This window comes from Pseudomonas koreensis, assembly GCF_012986595.1.
GTDB classification, from domain to species: Bacteria; Pseudomonadota; Gammaproteobacteria; order Pseudomonadales; family Pseudomonadaceae; genus Aquipseudomonas; species Aquipseudomonas koreensis.
Map to the genome: position 1 here is coordinate 188445 of NZ_JAAQYM010000009.1, position 20647 is coordinate 209091.

18 protein-coding genes are annotated in these 20647 nt (G+C 61.7%); 10 read left to right on the top strand and 8 right to left on the bottom strand.

Annotation, left to right across the window (positions count from 1 at the left end; genetic code table 11):
• Window positions 1-68: 68 nt before the first annotated feature.
• On the bottom strand, window positions 69-902 hold the full coding sequence (locus HBN98_RS26370) for an aldo/keto reductase (protein ID WP_083367846.1): 834 nt from the start codon (window positions 900-902) through the stop codon (window positions 69-71).
• A complete protein-coding gene (locus HBN98_RS26375; RefSeq protein WP_083367847.1) occupies window positions 886-2625 on the bottom strand; it encodes an FAD-dependent oxidoreductase in 1740 nt (579 codons plus the stop codon). The genes HBN98_RS26370 and HBN98_RS26375 overlap by 17 nt, the downstream gene beginning before the upstream one ends.
• Before the next feature lie 177 nt (window positions 2626-2802).
• Here HBN98_RS26375 and HBN98_RS26380 point away from each other — a divergent pair, with 177 nt between their 5' ends.
• The 4 genes from HBN98_RS26380 (at window position 2803) to HBN98_RS26395 (ending at window position 6625) form a co-directional block, all read left to right on the top strand.
• Entirely contained in the window at window positions 2803-3579 is a 777-nt protein-coding gene (locus HBN98_RS26380) for an IclR family transcriptional regulator (protein WP_083367848.1), read from the top strand.
• A gap of 230 nt (window positions 3580-3809) precedes the next feature.
• On the top strand, window positions 3810-4865 hold the full coding sequence (locus HBN98_RS26385) for a Gfo/Idh/MocA family protein (protein WP_083367849.1): 1056 nt from the start codon (window positions 3810-3812) through the stop codon (window positions 4863-4865).
• Window positions 4866-4867: 2 nt separating this feature from the next.
• Window positions 4868-5683, top strand: a complete 816-nt coding sequence (locus HBN98_RS26390) for a sugar phosphate isomerase/epimerase family protein (RefSeq protein ID WP_083367850.1) — start codon at window positions 4868-4870, stop codon at window positions 5681-5683.
• 63 nt (window positions 5684-5746) lie between these two features.
• Window positions 5747-6625, top strand: coding sequence for a DMT family transporter (locus tag HBN98_RS26395; RefSeq protein WP_064589306.1), 879 nt, complete (start codon window positions 5747-5749; stop codon window positions 6623-6625).
• 103 nt (window positions 6626-6728) lie between these two features.
• On the opposite strand, the gene HBN98_RS26400 is transcribed toward HBN98_RS26395, so the two are convergent.
• Entirely contained in the window at window positions 6729-8066 is a 1338-nt protein-coding gene (locus HBN98_RS26400) for an MFS transporter (protein WP_083367851.1), read from the bottom strand.
• Window positions 8067-8420: 354 nt separating this feature from the next.
• Here HBN98_RS26400 and quiC point away from each other — a divergent pair, with 354 nt between their 5' ends.
• Window positions 8421-10322, top strand: coding sequence for a 3-dehydroshikimate dehydratase QuiC (gene quiC, locus HBN98_RS26405; RefSeq protein WP_083367853.1), 1902 nt, complete (start codon window positions 8421-8423; stop codon window positions 10320-10322).
• A gap of 102 nt (window positions 10323-10424) precedes the next feature.
• Window positions 10425-11102, top strand: coding sequence for a TetR/AcrR family transcriptional regulator (locus HBN98_RS26410; RefSeq protein WP_064589299.1), 678 nt, complete (start codon window positions 10425-10427; stop codon window positions 11100-11102).
• A 104-nt stretch (window positions 11103-11206) separates the two neighbouring features.
• Here the strand turns inward: HBN98_RS26410 and HBN98_RS26415 are convergent, their stop codons facing one another.
• The 4 genes from HBN98_RS26415 to HBN98_RS26430 all read right to left on the bottom strand — a co-directional run bounded on the left by HBN98_RS26415 (window position 11207) and on the right by HBN98_RS26430 (window position 15076).
• Window positions 11207-12061 carry a shikimate dehydrogenase gene (locus HBN98_RS26415; RefSeq protein ID WP_083367854.1) on the bottom strand — a complete coding sequence of 285 codons (855 nt, stop codon included), beginning with the start codon at window positions 12059-12061 and terminating at the stop codon, window positions 11207-11209.
• The gene (aroQ, locus tag HBN98_RS26420) at window positions 12058-12507 is read right to left on the bottom strand and encodes a type II 3-dehydroquinate dehydratase (RefSeq protein WP_025108744.1); all 450 of its coding nucleotides are present in this window, start codon (window positions 12505-12507) and stop codon (window positions 12058-12060) included. Before aroQ ends, HBN98_RS26415 begins: the two co-directional genes overlap by 4 nt.
• Before the next feature lie 197 nt (window positions 12508-12704).
• Window positions 12705-13784, bottom strand: a complete 1080-nt coding sequence (gene trmA, locus HBN98_RS26425) for a tRNA (uridine(54)-C5)-methyltransferase TrmA (protein ID WP_083367855.1) — start codon at window positions 13782-13784, stop codon at window positions 12705-12707.
• Window positions 13781-15076, bottom strand: coding sequence for an NCS2 family permease (locus tag HBN98_RS26430; RefSeq protein WP_083367856.1), 1296 nt, complete (start codon window positions 15074-15076; stop codon window positions 13781-13783). Before HBN98_RS26430 ends, trmA begins: the two co-directional genes overlap by 4 nt.
• Window positions 15077-15300: 224 nt before the next feature.
• Between HBN98_RS26430 and HBN98_RS26435 the strand changes: the two genes are divergently transcribed.
• Together HBN98_RS26435 and HBN98_RS26440 are read left to right on the top strand one after the other, a co-directional pair.
• Entirely contained in the window at window positions 15301-15750 is a 450-nt protein-coding gene (locus HBN98_RS26435; protein ID WP_064589290.1) for a DUF4879 domain-containing protein, read from the top strand.
• A gap of 67 nt (window positions 15751-15817) precedes the next feature.
• A complete protein-coding gene (locus HBN98_RS26440) occupies window positions 15818-16369 on the top strand; it encodes a DJ-1 family glyoxalase III (protein ID WP_083367857.1) in 552 nt (183 codons plus the stop codon).
• Between the two features lie 6 nt (window positions 16370-16375).
• On the opposite strand, the gene HBN98_RS26445 is transcribed toward HBN98_RS26440, so the two are convergent.
• Complete coding sequence (locus HBN98_RS26445; protein WP_025108751.1) at window positions 16376-17614, bottom strand: MFS transporter; 1239 nt, start codon at window positions 17612-17614, stop codon at window positions 16376-16378.
• 546 nt (window positions 17615-18160) lie between these two features.
• On the opposite strand from HBN98_RS26445, the gene HBN98_RS26450 reads away from it, so the two are divergent.
• Both HBN98_RS26450 and cydB read left to right on the top strand, forming a co-directional pair.
• The gene (locus HBN98_RS26450) at window positions 18161-19603 is read left to right on the top strand and encodes a cytochrome ubiquinol oxidase subunit I (protein WP_083367858.1); all 1443 of its coding nucleotides are present in this window, start codon (window positions 18161-18163) and stop codon (window positions 19601-19603) included.
• Window positions 19604-19606: 3 nt separating this feature from the next.
• Entirely contained in the window at window positions 19607-20614 is a 1008-nt protein-coding gene (cydB, locus tag HBN98_RS26455) for a cytochrome d ubiquinol oxidase subunit II (RefSeq protein WP_064589287.1), read from the top strand.
• Window positions 20615-20647 lie beyond the last annotated feature (33 nt).

Here is a 20647-nt window from a genome sequence, read left to right on the forward strand (position 1 = left end):
CCTGTTATTGACGAGCCTTTGGGCGACTAATTCAATCGATTGGCGGATTTCTCTTGCCGCACGGCGCCTCAGCGGTCGAAGGCGTCCCACACGGGTGCGAAATCCGGGCTGACCTGACGCTGGTCCTTCGGCAGTGCGGCGATCAGTGCGCGGTCTTCATCATCCAGTTCGACCTTCAGCGAGGCCAGGTTCGCCAGTTGATTGGCCCGGCTGCTGGCTTTGGGAATGGCCGCCACGTTGGGCTGATCCAGCAGCCATTTCAGCGCCACTTGAGTCGGCTGCACACCGTGTTTTTCGGCGATCTGCCGGATCTGCGGGACGTCCGAGACCTTATTGCGCGCCAGCGGTGTGTAGGCGGTCAGCGCCAGTTCGCGTTGGCGCGCGTAGTCGAGCAGGGCGTTCTGGCCGAGCAGGACGTGGTACTCGACCTGGATTGCGGAGAGGGGAATACCGTATTCCTCGACGACTTTGCGCAGCAGCGGCAGCGGAAAATTCGCCACGCCGATGTTGCGCGCCAGACCCTGTTCCTTGAACGAGGCCAAGGTGTCGAGGGTGCGCGGCAGATCCCAATCGGTGCTCGGCCAGTGGATCATGAACAAGTCGACGTAATCACTGCGCAAGGCCTTGAGGCTGCGCTGCATCGAGTGGCGCATCGCGTCGGGTTGCAACTGATCCCACCAGACCTTGGTGGTGACATGAATCTGTTCGCGGGGTGTCGGCGTATTCGCCAGCGCTTGTCCGACAGCGTCTTCGTTGTTGTAAGCCGCTGCCGTGTCGATGTGGCGGTAGCCGAGTTCCAGTGCTTGTTCCACGGCGCGGGTACATTCGTCGCCGAGCATCGGCCAGGTGCCGAGGCCGAGTTTCGGCATGTTCAAACCCTGGGCATTAACGATGTGCTGCATGGTCGATCTCCTGTTCGAAAGCAGTGATGCCGGCGATATCCCGGGCGGCGATGTAGCCGAACGTCAGCGCCGGGCCGAGGTTGATCCCGCCCGCCGGATAATGCCCGCCCATGATGCTGGCCATGTCGCCACCGGCGGCGTAGAGCCCGGTGATGGGCTGGGCATTGGCGTCCAGCACTTGCGCGTGCGGGTTGACCTTGAGGCCGGCGAAAGTGCCGAAGCAGCCCGGTTGGACTTTCACGGCATAAAAAGGGCCTGTCTCTATTGGGGCAACGCAGGGGTTGGGAAGGTTCGCCGGATCGCCCTGTTTGCGGTTATAGGGCGTTGAACCGCGCCCGAATAGCGGGTCTTCACCGAGGCGAGCATGCTGGTTGTAGTGCTCCACGGTATGGCGCAACCCGTCGGGTTCGATGCCACAAGCAATGGCCAATTCTTCAAGGGTGTTACCGGTTTTCAGATAGCCACTGCGGATAAATTCCGACACCGGCAACGGAAATGGCCGCGAGATGCCCAGGCCATATCGTCGTTGAAAGGCGCGGGTGCAGATCAGCCAGGAGGCGACTTGTTCGCCCTCGGGCGCGGCGGCGACCATGGCGCTGACGTAGTCGTAATAACCGTTGGCTTCGTTGACGAAGCGCTGGCCGTTGCGCAGCACGCCGATGATCCCCGGTTTGCCGCGTTCGATGATGTGTGGGAAATGGCCGATGCTGCCGTCGGCATGCGGCACTTGTGAGACCGGCGCCCAGGCCACGGGCGAAGCCACGTTGGTATTGACCTTGGCACCGACGCTTTCGCCCAGGCGCAGGCCATCGCCGTTCACCGCCAACGGTGGCAAGGCCCAATGTTCATGACCGGTGGGCGTGCGCGGAAACAGCGCTTGGCGCCGTTGGATGTCGTTGGCAAAACCACCCGCCGCGAGCACCACGGCTTTGCGTGCATGAATGCGACGCGGGCCTTTGTTGGTGTTGACCATGGCCCCCGAGACGCGGGCGCCGTCACGCAACAATTCTGTCACCGGCGCAGACGCCCACAGCAGGACGCCAAGGTCCTCGGCGGACTTCGCCAGGCGCGCAACCAGCGCCACACCGTTGACCAGTTGCAGGGCCCGTCCATGTATCGCCAGATCGAGCAAGTGCCGAGTGAAACGGCGGGTTACGTGCCAGGCGGCTTTTAATGAGCGAGTGAGGTTGAGAAACGCCGAAAGATCAGCGCCGGCCATGATCGGCATGCCCATGAAGGAGGTTTCGCGCATAGTTGTGCGCAAACGCTTGAGCAGGCGTCCGACCTTTCGCCCGTCGTAAGGCGCAGCGATCACCGAACGGCCGCCAGTGCCGGCGCCGGGTGTGTCGCCGTGAATATCGGCGATGGCATTGCCGTCGGCGAATTGCAGGGCCGTGTGCTGTTCGAAAAACGCGACCATGTGCGGCGCCGCAGTGAGGAAGGCGTCGACCATTGCCGGGTCGTAATGCTCGCCGAGTTCATGGCGCAGGTAAGTGCGCGGTTGCTCGACGTCTTCGACGATGCCTGCGCGCCGGGCCAGTGGATTGCGCGGCACCCACGCCCAGCCACCGGACCAGGCGGTGGCACCGCCGAATACCGGGTCTTTTTCGACGACGATGACTTTCAGGCCGTGCCACGCCGCCGTGACCGCCGCAGACAGACCGGCAGCGCCGGAGCCGACGACCAGCACGTCGCAGTCAATATCGGGAAGTTCGGCAGGCATCAAGTAAAGCTCCGCAGATTAATTTTTATTGGAATTTGATTCCAGAAATTAACCAGTGAGCGTGAGCTGTAACAAGCCTTGTTTGGGTAAAGTGGGCGGTTATCGCACGGCCAGTTCCGGATTTCGCTTTGCGAGAGATGTCTTCTAGAATCGGCCAAATTTCACTTGGATTTACCCATGGCCGGCAGTCAGATCGAACGGGTTTTCAGCGTGCTGGAAAGCCTCACCAGTGAATCGCGCGGGCTGCCGATGCAGACCTTGGCCGAGCAACTGGATATCCCGAAAAGTGCGACCCACCGTTTGCTCGCCGAGCTGATTCGTCTGGGTTACGTGCGGCAGAATGCCGACACCCTGCGCTATCACCTGTCGACCAAACTGGTGGCGATGGGGTTTCAGTATCTGGCGAGTAGCGGTGCCGACATCGTGCAACCGGTGCTGGATCGACTGGCGCAGGAAACCGGTGAACTGGTGCGTCTGGGGGTAATCGATGGCGAGCGCCAGACCTGGATCGCCAAGGCCCAGGGCGCGCGCACGGGCCTGCGTTATGACCCGGACATGGGCCGCGATGCGCCGCTGTTCTACACCGCCTCCGGGCATGCATGGCTGGCTTGCATGAGCGACGCCGAAGCGTTGTCGCTGGTTGAACGCCAAGGCGTGGAAGTGCCGGTGGACATCGGGCCGAACGCGCCACGCTCCAATATCGAACTGCTGGAACGCCTGCGCCTGGCGCGGGAGCAGGGCTACGCCTGTGTCGAGGAAAGCTCGGCGGTGGGCACCTCGGCGATCGCTGCCGTGGTCAAGCATCCCGTTGATGGGCGGGTCATCGGTGTACTGAGCATTGCCGGGCCAAGCGCGCGGATGCCTGGCGCGCGTCTGCACGAACTGGCGCCGTTGCTGGTGACGTTCACCGAGGAGTTGTCGGCGGCCAGTCTGGCCTCTGAATTGTTCATCTGACCCGCACCGCCCCCTGTAGGAGCTGCCGCAGGCTGCGATCTTTTGACGTTGATTTTCAAAATCAAGATCAAGAGATCGCAGCCTGCGGCAGCTCCTACAGGTTGAGCGTCGAGTATGAAATTGTGCGGTGTTCGCACGGTTTTCCCATCACTGGGTGTTTGATTCTGGAACGCGGTTCTAAATTGTTGCTGGAGTGACTTTTCTAACAACAATCACAAGAGGATCGCGCCTTGACTCTACCCCTTCGCATCGCCCTGATCGGCGCCGGCAACATGGGCCAGCAGCATTATCAGCACCTGAAAACCATGAACGAGGCTCGCTTGTGCGCGGTGGCCGATCCCGGCCCGCAGGCGCCTGCGCTGGCGGCAGAGTGGGGCGTGGCGCATTTCGCTGATCATCGTCAGATGCTGGAGCAGACACGGCCAGACGCGGTGATTGTGGCCAATCCGAATAATCAGCATGTCAGTACAGCTCTGGATTGCCTCGCTGCCGGTGTGCCGGTGCTGCTGGAGAAACCGGTCGGTGTGCATCTGCAGGAGGTGCGCGAGCTGGTGGCGGCGGTCAAACGCAGTGGCGTGCCGGTATTGGTCGGCCATCATCGGCGCCACAATCCGCTGATCGTCCGTGCCCATGAGTTGCTGCAGAGTGGTGCGCTCGGGCGGCTGACCACGGTCACCGCGCTGTTTCAGCTGCGCAAACCCGACGCTTATTTTGAGATCCCGTGGCGCCGTGAACCGGGGGCGGGCCTGTTGCTGACCAACCTGATTCACGACCTCGATCTGCTGCGCCACCTGTGCGGCGAAGTGCACTCGGTGCAGGCCATCACCGACAACGCGGTGCGTGGTTTTGCCAATGAAGACAGTGTGGCGCTGTTGTTGCGGTTTGCCGACGGTGCGCTGGGGACGTTGACCGGGTCTGATGCGGTCGCCGCGCCGTGGAGCTGGGAGCTGAATTCCGCAGAGAACCCGGTCTATCCGCGTCAGGCTGATCAATCGTGTTACTTGCTGGCGGGCACCGCCGGGGCTCTGAGCATTCCACAACTCAAGCGTTGGCATTACGCTGCCGATCAAGTCGATGCCGGCTGGCACCAGCCCTTGATTGCGGTGCAGGAACATTGCGAGGCGGGAGATGCTTTGCGTTTGCAACTGCAACATTTTGTGCGGGTAGCGCGGCGTGAAGTCGAGCCATTGGTCAGTGCGGCGGATGCCGCGCGGACCCTGGCGCTGGTCGAGGCGATTCGCGGGGCGGCGGCCAGCGGTCGCGCCTGCACGCCGGCAGAGGTCTGAACATGCGCGAACGAATCCTGTCCCTGGCCAGTCTCACCGTACTCGAATTGTCGCCACCGCAGATAGTCGAGGTGGCCGCCCGTGCCGGTTACAGCCATGTCGGCCTGCGCCTGGAACCGGCGACCCCTGAGGAATACCACTTTGCGCTGGTGGCCGATGGCGGTTTACGGCGTCAGACGCTGGCGCGGTTGCGCGACACTGGCATCGCTGTGCTCGACGTGGAAATCCTGCGCCTGAAGCCGCACACCGTGGTCGCCGATTTCGAGAAAATTCTGGCCGTTGGAGCGGAGTTCGGCGCCAGTGAATTGCTCGTCGCCGGCAATGATCCGGACGAGCAGCGGCTGACCGATCACTTTGCCGCACTGTGCGATCTGGCGGCACCTTACGGCTTGCACCCGCATCTGGAGTTCATGCCCTGGACCGATGCGCGCAACCTCGAACAGGCGCTGCGCATCGTCGCCAATGCCGACCGGGACAACGCCGCGGTGCTGGTCGATGCCTTTCATTTTGATCGCTCCGCTTCACGACTGGAGGATTTGGCCGACGTCCCGCCTGCACGTCTGCGTTACGCGCAATTGTGCGATGTAGCGGGGCCAAGACCGGCGGACATGGCCGAGATCTTGCGTCAGGCTCGCAACGAGCGGCGGTTTCCCGGCGAGGGCGATTGTGACTTGCTCGGTTTGCTGCGCAGTCTGCCGGCTAATATTCCACTGAGTCTGGAGATTCCCACGGTCAAACTGCTGGAGCAGGGCGTGAGCGGATTGCAGCGGGCGCGGATGGCCCTCGCCAGGACGCTGGAATTGTTGGCGCGCTTGTAAGTCTTGTTTGTGGCGGGGCGCCAGCGTCCTCGCCAGTGTTTATTTTTCCTTCAGAGAGAGCCCATGACCGTTAGCACCCCGCTGTCCGGTGTCAACCAACCCTTCAAGGGGATCTTGCTGATTGTCGTGGCGACTTTCCTGTTCTCCAGCCACGACGCCCTGTCGAAATACCTCTCGGGTTTTTACCCGATCATCATGGTGGTGTGGGCGCGGTATCTGGTGCACACCTTGCTGATGGCGGGGATTTTCCTGCCGCAATCGGGGTTGCGCGTGCTGCGCACCAAACGGCCGTTGTGGCAGTTGGCGCGGGCACTGTGCCTGCTCGGCACCAGCCTGTTTTTCACCACTGCGTTGCTGTACATCCCGCTGGCCGAAGCGACGGCGGTCAACTTTCTCGCGCCGGTGCTGGTCACCGCATTGTCGGTGCCGTTGCTCAAGGAAAGGGTGACGCGCGGGCAGTGGATTGCGGTGATCTGCGGATTCATCGGCGTGCTGATCATCGTCCACCCGGGCGGTGAATTGTTCACCCCGGCGGTGTTGCTGCCGTTCTGCTCGGCGCTGTTTTTCTGCTTCTACCAGCTGCTGACCCGCAAGCTCAGCGAGGTCGATAGCCCGACCACCAGCAACTTCTTCGCCGGTTTGTGCAACACGCTGGTGATGAGTGCGCTGGTGCCGTTCTTCTGGCAAGTGCCGACGTTGACGCACGCCGTGTTGATGCTGGCGCTGGGCAGTTGCGGGATGACCGCGCACCTGTTTCTGACCCAGGCGTTCCGTCACGCTGCGCCGGCGTTGCTGGCGCCGTTCGGCTACTGCCAGATCGTGTTTGCCGGGTTGTTGGGCTGGGTGGTGTTCAATCACACGCCGAGCTTGTTGACGGTGATCGGTATCGCGGTGATCTGTTGCAGCGGCCTGGCGGCGGCGTGGCAGCAAAGCCGTAGGTGAAGGATCCACAACCCCCTGTGTAGGAGCTGCGGCACGCTGCGATCTTTTGATATTGAACATCAAAAGATTGCAGCGTGCCGCAGCTCCTACAGGGGGAGGCCGGTTACTCGGTGATCTCGGGAATCTTGCGCGGCGCCATAAAGTACATCCAGGTCAGCGCAATGAAGTACATCGCCGGAATCAGCGTGAACAGCACGGTGTAGTTGTTGTTGGTGACGGTCAGGATGTGGCCGACGATCTGGGTCATGAACATCCCGCCGATCGCGGCGCACATGCCGCCGAAACCGAACACCGTGCTCATCATGTGCTTGGGCGTGTAGTCCATCACCAGGCTCCAGATGTTCGCAGTCCAGGCTTGGTGCGCGCCGATCGCCAGGGAGATGGCCGCCACCGCCACCCACAGATTGCTCGAACCGGCGGCCATGATCACGCCGATGATGCAGCAGGCGAACAGGAACATCGACAGCAGCCGCGCCTTGATCGAGTTCATGCCGCGACCGATCAGGAACGAGGACAGAATGCCGCCGCCGACGCTACCGAAGTCAGCCGTGACGTAGATGATGATCAGCGGGATGCCCATCTGGGTCACGTTGATGCCCAGGTTGTATTGCTGATTGAGGAACGGCGGCAGCCAGTACAGGTAGAACCAGAACACCGGCGCCGTCAGCGAATAGGCGAGGGCGAAGGCCCAGGTGCCACGCATGCGCAGGATGCGCGAGAACGGCACGCGAGCCTGTTCCGGTTCGACTTCCTGCTGGATGTAGTCCAGTTCGGATTGTTTAACGTTCGGATGATCTTCCGGGTTGAAGTATTTCAAGCCCCAGAACAGTAGCCAGATCCCGCCCAGTGCCGACATGCACAGGAACGCGGCCTGCCAGCCCCATACGTGGAGGATCAGCGGCAGGAGCATCGGCGTGAACATCGCGCCGACGTTGGTGCCGGCGTTGAAGATGCCGGTGGCGACTGCGCGTTCACCGGCCGGGAACCACAGGCGAGTGGTTTTCACGCAGGCCGGGTAGTTGGCCGCTTCGGTCAGACCGAGGATGAACCGGCAGACCATGAAGCCGACGGCCGACGTCGCCAGGCCGTGGGCGCCGGTGGCCAGGCTCCAGAGCAGCACTGCGCAGAAGAACACGCGCTTCACGCCGACGCGGTCGATCAGGCGGCCCTGCAGGACGAAGCCGATGGCGTAGCCGACCTGAAACCAGAAGTTGATGTTGGCGTAATCCATCGCCGTCCAGCTCATTTCCTTGGCGAGGATGGGCTGCATGACGCCGAGGGCGGCGCGATCGATGTAGTTCAGGGTCGTGGCGAAAAACACCAGCGCCAGCATGCCCCAACGGGTCTTGCCGACGGCCATGGCGCCGCGGATCTTGTCGCCGATGCCACCCGTGGCAGTGCTCATGGCCGGGGCCATGCGGGAAGTCTGTGAAGGAATCATTGTTCCACCCGTTTTTGAATTTGTTATGTGGTGTTGTTTGCAAGGCACTGCGACCGAAGGTTCACTTGCGGACTCAATGTGACGTCGATGGTGGGCAGTGGACGAAAAATCGTCAATTCGTCGAATCGCCATAGTGTTCGATAATCGCACGCAAAACTAACCGGCTGGTACACTTTAAATTGCTGCTGAAGACGATGCAGCCAATAATTTCCCTCACTATAAAAAACGTCCTGTGTAGGAGCTGCCGAAGGCTGCGATCTTTTGAATTTCCTTTTCAGGATCAGGATCAAAAGATCGCAGCCTTCGGCAGCTCCTACCTTAAAGATAAGCGCGGCGAAGTCCGGGAGTAGAAACATGCAGCGTTCCATTGCCACCGTTTCCCTGAGCGGCACCCTGCCGGAAAAGCTCGAAGCCATCGCTGCCGCCGGGTTTGACGGTGTCGAGATCTTTGAAAACGACCTTCTGTATTACGACGGCAGCCCTCGGGAAATCCGGCAGATGTGCGCCGACCTGGGCATCGCGATCACCCTGTTCCAGCCGTTCCGCGACTTCGAAGGCTGCCGGCGTGATCGCCTGGCGCGCAATCTGGAGCGCGCCGAGCGCAAGTTCGACCTGATGCAGGAACTGGGCACCGACCTGGTGCTGGTATGCAGCAATGCCTCGGCGGACAGCGTCGGCGACCGGCAGATCCTGGTCGATGATCTGCGACTGCTGGCCGAACGTGCGGGCGCTCGCGGGCTGCGCATCGGTTATGAAGCGCTGGCCTGGGGCCGGCACGTCAATACTTATCAACAGGTCTGGGACATAGTGCGCGAGGCCGATCACTCGGCACTCGGCGTGCTGCTCGACAGCTTCCACACTTTGTCGCTGAAGGGCGATCCCCGCGCGATTGCCGACATTCCCGGCGACAAGATCTTCTTCGTGCAAATGGCCGACGCGCCGATTCTCGCCATGGATGTGCTGGAGTGGAGCCGGCATTTCCGCTGCTTCCCCGGGCAGGGCGAATTCGATCTGCCGGGGTTCCTCGCGCCGATCATCCAGAGCGGGTACACCGGGCCGTTGTCGCTGGAAATCTTCAACGATGGTTTCCGCGCCGCGCCGCCACGGGCCAACGCCGCCGACGGTTTGCGTTCGCTGTTGTACCTGGAAGAGAAAACCCGTGAGCGTCTGGAGCAACACGTCACGCCGGTGAGCAACCGCGAAATCCTGTTCGAAACGCCGCAGGCCAGTGAGTACAACGGCATCGAGTTTCTTGAGTTCGCGGTGGACGAAGCGCTCGGCGCCAAACTGACGAACTGGCTGGAACGCCTCGGTTTCGTCAAGGCCGGGCAGCACCGTTCCAAGAGTGTGAGCCTGCTGCGTCAGGGTGATATCAACCTGATCCTCAACGCTGAACCGTATTCATTCGGCCACAGTTTTTTCGAGGCCCACGGCCCGTCGCTGTGCGCCACCGCTGTGCGGGTCAAGGACAGCGCCAGCGCCCTGGCTCGTGCGGTCGCCTATAAGGGCCAGCCCTATCGCGGACTGGTCGGCCCCAATGAGCTGGAACTGGCCGCGGTGCGGGCGCCGGATGGCAGCCTGATTTATCTGGTGGATGAAGCGGCGGATGTCTATGGCACCGACTTCAACCTGCTGCCGAACGCTCAGGCTCGTGGCGGCCTCAAGCGCATCGATCACATGGCCATGGCGCTGCCGGCCGACAGCCTCGACAGTTGGGTGCTGTTCTACAAGAGCCTGCTGGATTTCGAGGCCGACGATGAAGTGGTGCTGCCCGACCCTTACGGGCTGGTGAAGAGCCGCGCGCTGAGAAGCCGCGACAGTTCGATCCGCTTGCCGCTGAACATCTCCGAGAACCGCAACACCGCGATCTCACATGCGCTGTCGAGTTATCGCGGTTCTGGCGTGCATCACATCGCCTTCGATTGTGACGACATCTTCGCCGAAGTCAGTCGCGCCAAAGAGGCTGGCGTGCCACTGCTGGATATCCCGCTCAACTACTACGATGACCTCGCTGCTCGCTTCGATTTCGATGACGAATTTCTCAGCGAACTGGCCTATTACAACGTGCTCTACGACCGTGATGCGCAGGGCGGCGAGCTGTTCCATGTGTACACCGAGCCGTTCGAAGGGCGCTTCTTCTTCGAGATCATCCAGCGCAAAAACGGTTACGCCGGTTACGGTGCGGCGAACGTCGCGGTGCGTCTGGCGGCGATGGCCAAATCACGCAGTGGCGCGGTACGCCAGGCGAAGTTGTAGGAAATTCGTAAACGCGGGATTAAACACGGGCCACGTGGCTTCCTTCACTGTGCAGCGCGGCCCATAATCGCCAACCTGTGCAGTGATGGCCGTGAGCCCGCAATGACAATGACATCAGAACTCCCCGCCGCTCCCGTCGTATCTGGCATCGAGCCGCGCAAGAGTCGCAAGAACAACCCGGAAAAGACCCGCGAGAACATCCTGCAGGAGGCGATCGTCGAGTTCGTCCAGCAGGGCTTGTCCGGCGCCCGCGTCGACGCGATCGCCGAGCGCATCCACACCTCCAAACGCATGATCTATTACTACTTCGGCAGTAAGGAGCAATTGTACGTCGAGGTGCTGGAGAAGCTTTACGGCGACATCCGCAGCACCGAAAGCCGCTTGCACCTGGCCGAGTTGCCACCGGTGTTGGCGATCCGCCGGCTGGTGGAGTTCACCTTCGATCACCATGACCGCAACGTCGATTTCGTGCGCATCGTATGCATCGAAAACATCCACAACGCCGAGTTCGTGAAGCGTTCCGATGCGATCAAGGCGATGAACAACACCATCCTCGATTCGCTGGGCGAGATTTTGCATCGTGGTGCCGAGGAAGGCGTGTTCCGCGCCGGCCTCGACGCGCTGGACGTGCACTTGCTGATCAGTTCGTTCTGCTTCTACCGCGTGTCGAACCGGCACACGTTTGGCGAGATTTTTCAGATCGATCTGCCGGATGAAAACATCAAACAGCGGCATCGCGAGATGATTTGCGAGTCGGTGTTGCGCTACCTGCAAGCCTGACGCATTCCCCCGGCAGGAGTGAGCCTGCTCACGATGGCGGTGTATCAGTTGTCATTGTTGTTTACTGACACACCGCCATCGCGAGCAGGCTCACTCCTGCATATTCACCCATTCATGCTTTGGAAATGCGCGAGCATCCGCTGCGCATCCGGCACCACACCGCTGAACAGTTCAAACGCCTTCACCGCTTGAAACACCGCCATGTTGCCGCCATCCAGCGTGCGGCAACCGAGGGCGCGGGCGTTGCGCAGCAGTTCGGTTTCCAGCGGGAAATACACGATCTCCGCGACCCACAATTCCTTGCGCAGCAACTCCACCGGCACCGGCATGCCCGGTAGTTTGGCCATGCCCATTGGTGTTGTGTTAACCAAACCGTCGGCCATATTCAGCGTGCCCGGCAGATCGCGCCCGGCGACGGCACGGCCGGCGCCGAAATGCTGGTTGAGGTTGTTCGCCAGACTCTCGGCGCGCTCGCGGTCGACGTCGAAGATGCTCAGTTGCCGGACACCTTCGCTCAGCAGCGCGTGAGCCACTGCTGCCCCGGCGCCGCCAGCGCCCATCTGCACCACTCGCTCACGGGTAACGTCCTGCAAGCCGCGACGAAAACCTTCGGCAAAGCCCAGGCAATCGGTGTTGTGGCCGATGCGCTTGCCGTCCTTGAGCACCACGGTATTGACCGCACCGATACCCCGGGCTTCCGGCGACAATTCATCGAGCAGCGGGATAATCGCCTGCTTGCACGGGAAGGTGATGTTGAGGCCGGTGTAGTGCATGCGCTCGGCGGCCTGCAGCAAATCGGGCAGGGCGTTGCTGTCCAGTTGCAACTGATCGAGGTCGATCAGGCGATACAGGTAGCGCAGGCCTTGCGCGTCGCCCTCATGTTCATGCAGCGAGGGCGTGCGCGAGGCTTGAATCCCGGCGCCGATCAGTCCGGCCAGTATTACCGGTTTGCGGCTCATGCTGCGCGCCCCTTCAGCCGCTGGCTGAAATGTTCCAGGGCCAGACGATAGCCATGACTGCCGAAGCCGCACATCACCGCAGTGGCGATGGCCGAGACGAACGAATGATGGCGGAACGGCTCGCGCGCGTGGACGTTGGACAGGTGCACTTCGATCACCGGCAACTCACTGGCAACCAGCGCGTCGCGGATCGCCACCGAAGTGTGCGTCCACGCCGCCGGATTGATCACGATCCCGGCGCAACGACCGCGCGCGGCATGAATCCAGTCGAGCAATTCGCCTTCGTGATTGGTCTGGCGAAACTCCACGGCCAGACCGAACTCTTCGGCAGCGCGGCCGCACAGGGCAGAGATATCAGCCAGGGTTTCGTGACCGTAGGTCGCCGGTTCACGGGTGCCAAGCAGGTTCAGGTTCGGGCCGTTGAGCACCAGAACGATAGGGGGCATGGGGTCAAACTCCACTTATTGTTTTTGGCTTGGGCCGAGGATTTCAGCCTGTGGAGGTAAAATGTACCAGATGGTTACCATGGTCAATTGAAGTGCTTGAGCCTAAGAGTTTTGTGTTCGGTGATCGCACAGATCAAAAAACGCACCCACAAAAAAGCCGTCATCACGACGGCTTTTTTGCATCCGGGAACCGGTAATCAACGCCGGGTAAGCAACACCCCGGACTCCATGTGATGCGTCCACGGGAACTGGTCGAACAGCGCGCAGCGGGTGATGCGGTGCGTGTCGTGCAACTGGGCGATGTTGGCGGCCAGGGTTTCCGGGTTGCAGGAGATGTACAGGATATTGTCGAAACGCCGGGTCAGCTCGCAGGTGTCCGGGTCCATGCCGGCGCGCGGCGGGTCGACGAATACGCTGCCGAACTCGTAGCTTTTCAGGTCGATGCCGTGCAGGCGACGGAACGGACGCACTTCGTTGAGCGCTTCGGTCAGCTCTTCGGCGGACAGGCGCACCAGCGTGACGTTATCCACAGCGTTTTCGCTGAGGTTGCTCAGTGCGGCGTTGACCGACGTTTTACTGATCTCGGTGGCCAGCACGTTGCGCACGCGGGTGGCGAGCGGCAGGGTGAAGTTGCCGTTGCCGCAGTACAGCTCCAGCAGGTCGTCAGTGCGATCGCCGAGTGCTTCGTATGCCCAGTTGAGCATCTTCTGGTTCACCGTGCCGTTGGGCTGGGTGAACGCGCCTTCCGGCTGGCGGTAGCTGAAGGTGCGGCCGCCGACTTCAAGCTTCTCGACCACGTAATCGTGGCCGATGACTTCACGTTTGCCCTTGGAACGACCGATCACGCTGACGTTGAGATCCGCGGCCAGTTGGGTCGCAGCGGCATGCCAGTGCTCGTCCAGCGGACGGTGATAGCACAGGGTGATCATCGCATCGCCGGCCAGAGTGGTCAGGAATTCCACCTGGAACAACTTGTGGCTCAGCGCCGAGCTGGCCTGCCACGCAGCCTTGAGCTGCGGCATCAACTGGTTGATGCGCAGGCTGGCAATCGGGAACTCTTCGATCAGGATCGGCGTGCGTTTGTCGTCCTGGGAGAACATCGCGTAATGCCGCTCACCGGCCTCGCGCCACAGGCGGAATTCGGCGCGCAGGCGGAAGTTCTGCAGCGGCGAGTCGAACACCGTCGGCTCCGGCGCATCGAACGGGGCGAGCAGGTCACGCAAGCGCGTGACCTTGTCTTCGAGCTGAGTGGCGTAGGCCTGGGAATCGAAAGTCATGCGTTGAACCAACCCAACTTGATCACGAACAGAATCGACAGGATCACCAGCGCCGGGTTTAGCTCACGGGCGCGGCCCGACAGCAGTTTGATCACGGTCCAGGAAATGAAGCCGAACGCGATGCCGTTGGCGATCGAGTAGGTGAACGGCATCGCCAGCGCGGTCACGACAACCGGTGCGGCGACGGTGATGTCTTCCCAGTCTATTTCCGCCAGGCCCGAGGTCATCAGCACGGCGACGAACAGCAGTGCCGGCGCGGTGGCGAAGGCCGGCACGCTGGCCGCCAGTGGCGAGAAGAACAGCGCCAGCAGGAACAGGAACGCCACAACGACAGCCGTCAGACCGGTGCGGCCGCCAGCACTCACGCCGGCCGCGGATTCGATGTAGCTGGTGGTGGTCGAGGTGCCCAGCAGCGAACCGGCCATGGCCGCGGTGCTGTCGGCGATCAGGGCGCGACCCATTTTCGGCATGTGGCCATCCTTGCCCATCAGGCCGGCGCGCTTGGCGACGCCGATCAGGGTGCCGGAGTTGTCAAACAGGTCGACGAACAGGAAGGCGAAGATCACGCTGACCAGACCGATGTCCAGTGCGCCCTTGATGTCCAGTTGCATGAAGGTCGGGGCCAGCGAAGGTGGCATCGAGGTCACGCCGCCAAACGGAGTGAAGCCCATGGCGATCGATACGATGGTCACCGCCAGAATGCCGATCAGCACCGCACCGCGCACTTTCAGGGCCTCAAGCGCAACGATCAGGGCGAAGCCGAGGGTGGCGAGGATCGGCGCCGGTTGTTTCAGGTCACCGAGGCCGACCATGGTCGCCGGGTTGCTGACCACGATGCCGGCGTTGTGCAGGGCGATCAGGGCCAGGAACAGACCGATACCGGCGGCAATCGCCGAGCGCAGCGGCAGCGGGATGCTGTTGATGATCCATTCGCGGATGCGGAAGATCGACAGCAGGAAGAAGCACACCGCCGAGATGAACACCGCGCCCAGCGCCACTTGCCAGGTGTGGCCCATGTGCAGAACCACGGTGTAAGTGAAGAAGGCGTTCAGGCCCATGCCCGGGGCGAGGGCGATCGGATAGTTGGCGATCAGGCCCATGATGGTCGAGCCGATGGCGGCTGCCAGACAGGTGGCGACGAACACCGCGCCCTTGTCCATGCCGGTCTCGCCGAGAATGCTCGGGTTGACGAACAGAATGTAGGCCATGGCCAGGAAGGTCGTGACGCCCGCCAGAATCTCGGTACGCACGTTGGTGTTGTGTGCCTTGAGTTGAAACAGCCTTTCCAGCATGTCTGCTCCCCGTGGCGCGCGTGGCGCCGTGAATGTATCGACCTCAACAGCAAAGCACAGACCGTCGCAAGCGCCTGGGAATTTGTGGTGGGCCGGAAAAAGCCGCGCATCATACCAGCAGCGTGAGGAATATGGCGGTTGTTGGTGCCGAACGTCGTCGAAGTTTTGCCACAGGGCCAAGTGCGCCATACTGCGCGCTGAATTTTTCGGGGAAACGCGATCACATGGGCAAGCGCTGGATGAAGGCTTTCTGGGTACTGGCGGGGCTGATGGCCGGGTCGAATGCGGCGCTGGCCGCCTCGGCGGCGCCGTTGACGCAAGTCAAAGTGATCAAGGTTCAGTCGCCGGCCTGCGGCCTGGAAGACATTGCCGACAACCAGCCGCAAACCCAGTGCAATCACAGTGGCCCGAGTATCAAGGTGTATGTGCTGGAAGTCGGCTATGGCCAGAATCAGCCGCACGCCACCCTGGACGGTTTTGAAGTCAACGGCACCCGGGCTCCGGTGTGCGCTTTTGATAACGGTAATCTGACCGAGTGCACCCCCGGCAGCAACACTGTCGGCTCGCTGTATACCTTCGATCTGGCGGGCAAGCAGGAAGGCACGTTCAGCTTCAGCAACACCTCGCTCAACGCGCCGCGCAACACGATGTCGACTCAGCTTTACATCAAGTAACGGCTGGCACCGAACAGGGTGGGGCAAAGCTGACTACGCTTGGAAGATCACCCAGCGGATGGCGCCCATGACCTTTAGAGCCCTGATTACCCTCGCCGAGGGCATCGATGATCTGCAATGCGTGACCCTGATCGACGTGCTGCGCCGCGCCGGCGTCGAAGTCGTGGCGGCCAGCATCGAAGGCCGGCGCATGCTGACCTGCGCGCGCGGCACGCGCCTGACGGCGGATGGCATGCTGATCGATGTGCTGGCGCAGACCTTCGACCTGATCGTCCTGCCCGGCGGCACCATCGGCGCCCAACACCTCGCGGCGCATCAGCCACTGCAACAACTGCTCAAGGACCAGGCCAGCGCCGGACGCCTGTTCGCCGCCATCGCCGAATCCCCGGCTGTCGCCCTGCAAGCCTCGGGCGTCTTGCGCCAGCGGCGCATGACCTGCCTGCCGAGTGCCAGTCATCAACTGTCAGGCTGTACGTTTGTTGATCAACCGGTGGTGGTCGACGGCAACTGCATCACCGCCCAGGGCTCTGGTGCCGCACTGGCGTTTGCCCTGACGCTGGTTGAGCAGCTTGGCGGTAAAGCATTACGGACCAAGGTGGCGGGGGAGATGTTGGTTTGACGAGAGTCAGACCTTCGCCTCTTCCACCGGCACATGCATCCGGTCGCGTTTGGCCAGGGTCGGGAACAGTTTGATCCACGTCCCGGTCACCACCAGGGTGCCGATTCCGCCCATCACCACCGCCGGCACAGTCCCGAACCAGTGCGCAGTGAGGCCGGATTCGAATTCGCCCAACTGGTTCGAGGCGCCGATGAACAGGCCGTTCACCGCGCTGACCCGGCCGCGCATTTCATCCGGGGTTTCCAGTTGCACGAAGGAGGCGCGGATCACCATGCTGATCATGTCCGCCGCGCCGAGCACCACCAGCACTGCCAGCGAGAACCAGAAAGAAGTCGACAGGCCGAAGGCGATGGTCGCAACGCCGAATACGCCGACGGCGGTGAACATCACCCGGCCGACATTGCGCTCGACGGCAAATCGCGCCAGGAACAGCGACATCCCCAGCGCGCCGACCGCCGGCGCCGAACGCAGCAGGCCCAGGCCCCAAGGCCCGGTGAGCAGGATGTCTTTGGCAAACACCGGCAGCAACGCGGTGGCGCCGCCGAGCAGCACGGCGAACAGATCCAGCGAGATCGCTCCGAGAATGTCCGGACGGCTGCGTATGAAGCGGATGCCCGCCAGTAACGAGTCCAGCGTGGCTTTGCCTTTGTTCAGCGGCGTCTGTCGCGCGGGCAGGTTGAGCATCAATGTGCAGGCGATGACGTAGAGCAGCACCGTCGGACCGTAGACCCAGACACTGCCGAACGCATAGAGCAAGCCGCCCATTGCCGGGGCGACGATGGTCGCCGATTGTTGTGCCGACTGCGCGGCAGCAACGGCCCGGGGGAACAGCGCGGTGGGCACGATGCTCGGCAGCAGCGCCTGGGTGGTCGGCAACTCGAAGGAGCGTGCGCCGCCGAGCAAGAAGGCGAGGATGAAGATCATTTCCCGGGTGATGTGATCAGTGGCGCTGCCAATCGCCAGCGCCAGCGCGATCAACGCCTGCAGCGACTGACAGATCGCCGCGACCCGGCGCCGGTCATAGCGGTCGGCGACATGCCCGGTGTGCAGCATGAACAGCACCCGCGGAGCGAACTCGACCAGACCGACCAGACCGAGGTCGAGCACGTTGCCGGTCAGTTGGTACAGATTCCAGCCGATCGCCACGGTAAGCATCTGGAAGCCGCTGGCAGTGAAGATCCGGGCGAACCAGAACGCGAGAAATGGACGATGGTGACGTAACAGCAGGGGCTCTTGGCTGGGCATCTGAAGGCAGGTCTGGCTCGAGGGGAACCACGAGATTATCACCAGTCTGTAACAGGAAGTTGCTATGACAAAAAAATTAGTTAGCCAGACATCTATCCTCCAATCCTTGTTCTCCTGTGGTTTTCCTGTGGCGAGGGAGCTTGCTCCCGCTGGAGGGCGAAGCCCTCCTGAGCATTTCTCTAAATAGGTCAAGGTTGCAGGTTTTACGGCCGCTGCGCAGGCGAGCGGGAGCAAGCTCCCTCGCCACAAGGGATTTCGCCGCTCCGGGAATGTCTTTCAGTGCGTTGCCCAGGCGATGAGGCAACTTGTCACGCGGCAAACGACCACGCGGTTCTTCGTCGGAAATGGGACTACTCTTTCAACGTTGCTTGATCCAGATCAAGACCCTCCCGGGCCATGCTCTGGTGGCCCGATGGCCAGACTCCCTGCGTTGCGATGGTTGTTAAAAAAGAACGAATCAGAATTCGCCGCACTCCATATCCGTGGGGGCAGTAGGTGCAGGGGCCACAAGCCCCGACGCCGGTATTACCTGACAGAGGAAGACTTATGTTCGGTTTAGAGGCACTCGATCTCGCCCGAATTCAGTTCGCGTTCACGATCTCGTTCCACATCCTGTTCCCGGCCATCACCATTGGTCTGGCGAGTTACCTGGCGGTGCTCGAAGGCTTGTGGCTGAAAACCCATAACGACACCTACCGCGACCTTTACCATTTCTGGTCAAAGATCTTTGCCGTCAACTTCGGCATGGGCGTGGTGTCCGGATTGGTCATGGCCTATCAGTTCGGCACCAACTGGAGCCGCTTCTCGGACTTCGCCGGTGCCGTCACCGGGCCGTTGCTGACTTATGAAGTGCTCACGGCATTCTTCCTCGAGGCCGGTTTCCTCGGGGTGATGCTGTTCGGCTGGAACAAGGTCGGGCGCGGCCTGCACTTCTTCTCCACCGTGATGGTGGCGATCGGCACGCTGATCTCGACGTTCTGGATCCTCGCGTCCAACAGCTGGATGCAGACCCCGCAGGGCTTCGAGATCGTCAACGGTCAGGTGATCCCGACCGACTGGCTGGCCATCATTTTCAACCCGTCGTTCCCGTACCGCCTGATGCACATGGCGACGGCGGCGTTCGTCGCCACGGCGTTTTTCGTCGGCTCGTCGGCAGCCTGGCACCTGCTGCGCGGCAGAGACAACCCGGCAATCCGCACCATGCTGTCGATGGCGATGTGGATGGCGCTGATCGTGGCGCCGATCCAGGCGGTCATCGGTGACTTCCATGGCCTCAACACCCTCGAGCATCAGCCGGCGAAAATCGCCGCGATCGAAGGCCATTGGGAAAATAAAGGCGACGAAGCCACGCCGTTGATCCTGTTCGGCTGGCCGGACATGAAAGAAGAGAAAACCAAATTCGCCGTGGAGATCCCGTACCTCGGCAGCCTGATCCTGACCCACTCGCTGGATAAGCAGGTTCCGGCGCTCAAGGAGTTCCCGCCTGAGGACCGGCCGAATTCGACCATCGTGTTCTGGTCGTTCCGGATCATGGTCGGCCTCGGTTTCCTGATGATCTTCACCGGTCTGTGGAGCCTGTGGCTGCGCAAGCGTGATTCGCTCTACACCTCGCGGCCGTTCCTGTACCTGGCGTTGTGGATGGGGCCGTCCGGCCTGATCGCGATCCTCGCCGGCTGGTTCACCACCGAGATCGGTCGTCAGCCGTGGGTGGTCTACGGGTTGATGCGTACGGCGGATGCGTCGTCCAACCACAGCTTCATGCAGATGAGCATCACCCTGATCATGTTTGTCGTGGTGTATTTCGCGCTGTTCGGCGCCGGCCTGGGTTACATGATGCGCCTGGTGCGCAAAGGGCCGAAAACCGACGAGGGCAAGGAAACCAACGACGGTGGTCCTGGGCAGAAACGCACACCGGCCCGTCCGTTGTCCGCGGCGGATGATGAAGGCGCCGACGCTGACCAGGCTCGCAGCCTGGAAAAGGAGATTTGACTCATGGGTATTGATCTTCCGCTGATCTGGGCCGTGATCATCATCTTCGGCATCATGATGTACGTGGTCATGGACGGCTTCGACCTGGGGATCGGGATTCTCTTCCCGTTCATCCCGGGCAAGACCGACCGTGACGTGATGATGAACACCGTCGCCCCGGTTTGGGACGGCAACGAAACCTGGCTGGTGCTGGGCGGTGCGGCGTTGTTCGGCGCCTTCCCGCTGGCCTATTCGGTGGTGCTGTCGGCGCTCTACCTGCCGCTGATCTTCATGCTGATCGGCCTGATTTTTCGCGGCGTGGCGTTCGAGTTCCGCTTCAAGGCCAAGGACGACAAGCGCCACCTGTGGGACAAGGCGTTCATCGGCGGTTCGGTGGCGGCGACGTTCTTCCAGGGCGTGGCACTGGGCGCGTTCATCGACGGCTTGCCGGTGGTCAATCGGCAATACGCCGGCGGCTCACTGGACTGGCTGACACCCTTCACCCTGTTCTGCGGCGCCGCGCTGGTGGTGGCCTACGCCTTGCTCGGCTGCACCTGGCTGATCATGAAAACCGAAGGCAAGTTGCAGGAACAGATGCACAACCTGGCGCGGCCGCTGGCGTTCGTGCTGCTGGCGGTGATCGGCATCGTCAGCCTGTGGACGCCGCTGGCCCATCCGGAAATCGCCACGCGCTGGTTCAGCAAGCCGAATCTGTTCTGGTTCATGCCTGTGCCGATTCTGGTGCTGGTGACTCTGTACGGCTTGATCCGCGCCGTGGCGCGCAACGCCAACTACATGCCGTTCCTGCTGACCCTGGTGCTGATTTTCCTCGGCTACAGCGGTCTGGGCATCAGCCTGTGGCCGAACATCGTGCCGCCGTCGATCTCGATCTGGGACGCCGCCGCACCGCCGCAGAGCCAGGGCTTCATGCTGGTCGGTACGCTGTTCATCATCCCGTTCATCCTGGGCTACACCTTCTGGAGCTACTACGTGTTCCGCGGCAAGGTCACCCATGAAGACGGTTACCACTAGTCTGCCGCTCCCCTCACTTGGTGGGAGCGAGCC

Coding starts and splice junctions, on each gene's coding strand:
- HBN98_RS26370 (WP_083367846.1), bottom strand. CDS start 902: ATGCAGCACATCGTTAATGCCCAGGGTTTGAACATGCCGAAACTCGGC.
- HBN98_RS26375 (WP_083367847.1), bottom strand. CDS start 2,625: ATGCCTGCCGAACTTCCCGATATTGACTGCGACGTGCTGGTCGTCGGC.
- HBN98_RS26380 (WP_083367848.1), top strand. CDS start 2,803: ATGGCCGGCAGTCAGATCGAACGGGTTTTCAGCGTGCTGGAAAGCCTC.
- HBN98_RS26390 (WP_083367850.1), top strand. CDS start 4,868: ATGCGCGAACGAATCCTGTCCCTGGCCAGTCTCACCGTACTCGAATTG.
- HBN98_RS26395 (WP_064589306.1), top strand. CDS start 5,747: ATGACCGTTAGCACCCCGCTGTCCGGTGTCAACCAACCCTTCAAGGGG.
- HBN98_RS26400 (WP_083367851.1), bottom strand. CDS start 8,066: ATGATTCCTTCACAGACTTCCCGCATGGCCCCGGCCATGAGCACTGCC.
- quiC (WP_083367853.1), top strand. CDS start 8,421: ATGCAGCGTTCCATTGCCACCGTTTCCCTGAGCGGCACCCTGCCGGAA.
- HBN98_RS26410 (WP_064589299.1), top strand. CDS start 10,425: ATGACAATGACATCAGAACTCCCCGCCGCTCCCGTCGTATCTGGCATC.
- HBN98_RS26415 (WP_083367854.1), bottom strand. CDS start 12,061: ATGAGCCGCAAACCGGTAATACTGGCCGGACTGATCGGCGCCGGGATT.
- aroQ (WP_025108744.1), bottom strand. CDS start 12,507: ATGCCCCCTATCGTTCTGGTGCTCAACGGCCCGAACCTGAACCTGCTT.
- trmA (WP_083367855.1), bottom strand. CDS start 13,784: ATGACTTTCGATTCCCAGGCCTACGCCACTCAGCTCGAAGACAAGGTC.
- HBN98_RS26430 (WP_083367856.1), bottom strand. CDS start 15,076: ATGCTGGAAAGGCTGTTTCAACTCAAGGCACACAACACCAACGTGCGT.
- HBN98_RS26435 (WP_064589290.1), top strand. CDS start 15,301: ATGGGCAAGCGCTGGATGAAGGCTTTCTGGGTACTGGCGGGGCTGATG.
- HBN98_RS26440 (WP_083367857.1), top strand. CDS start 15,818: ATGACCTTTAGAGCCCTGATTACCCTCGCCGAGGGCATCGATGATCTG.
- HBN98_RS26445 (WP_025108751.1), bottom strand. CDS start 17,614: ATGCCCAGCCAAGAGCCCCTGCTGTTACGTCACCATCGTCCATTTCTC.
- HBN98_RS26450 (WP_083367858.1), top strand. CDS start 18,161: ATGTTCGGTTTAGAGGCACTCGATCTCGCCCGAATTCAGTTCGCGTTC.
- cydB (WP_064589287.1), top strand. CDS start 19,607: ATGGGTATTGATCTTCCGCTGATCTGGGCCGTGATCATCATCTTCGGC.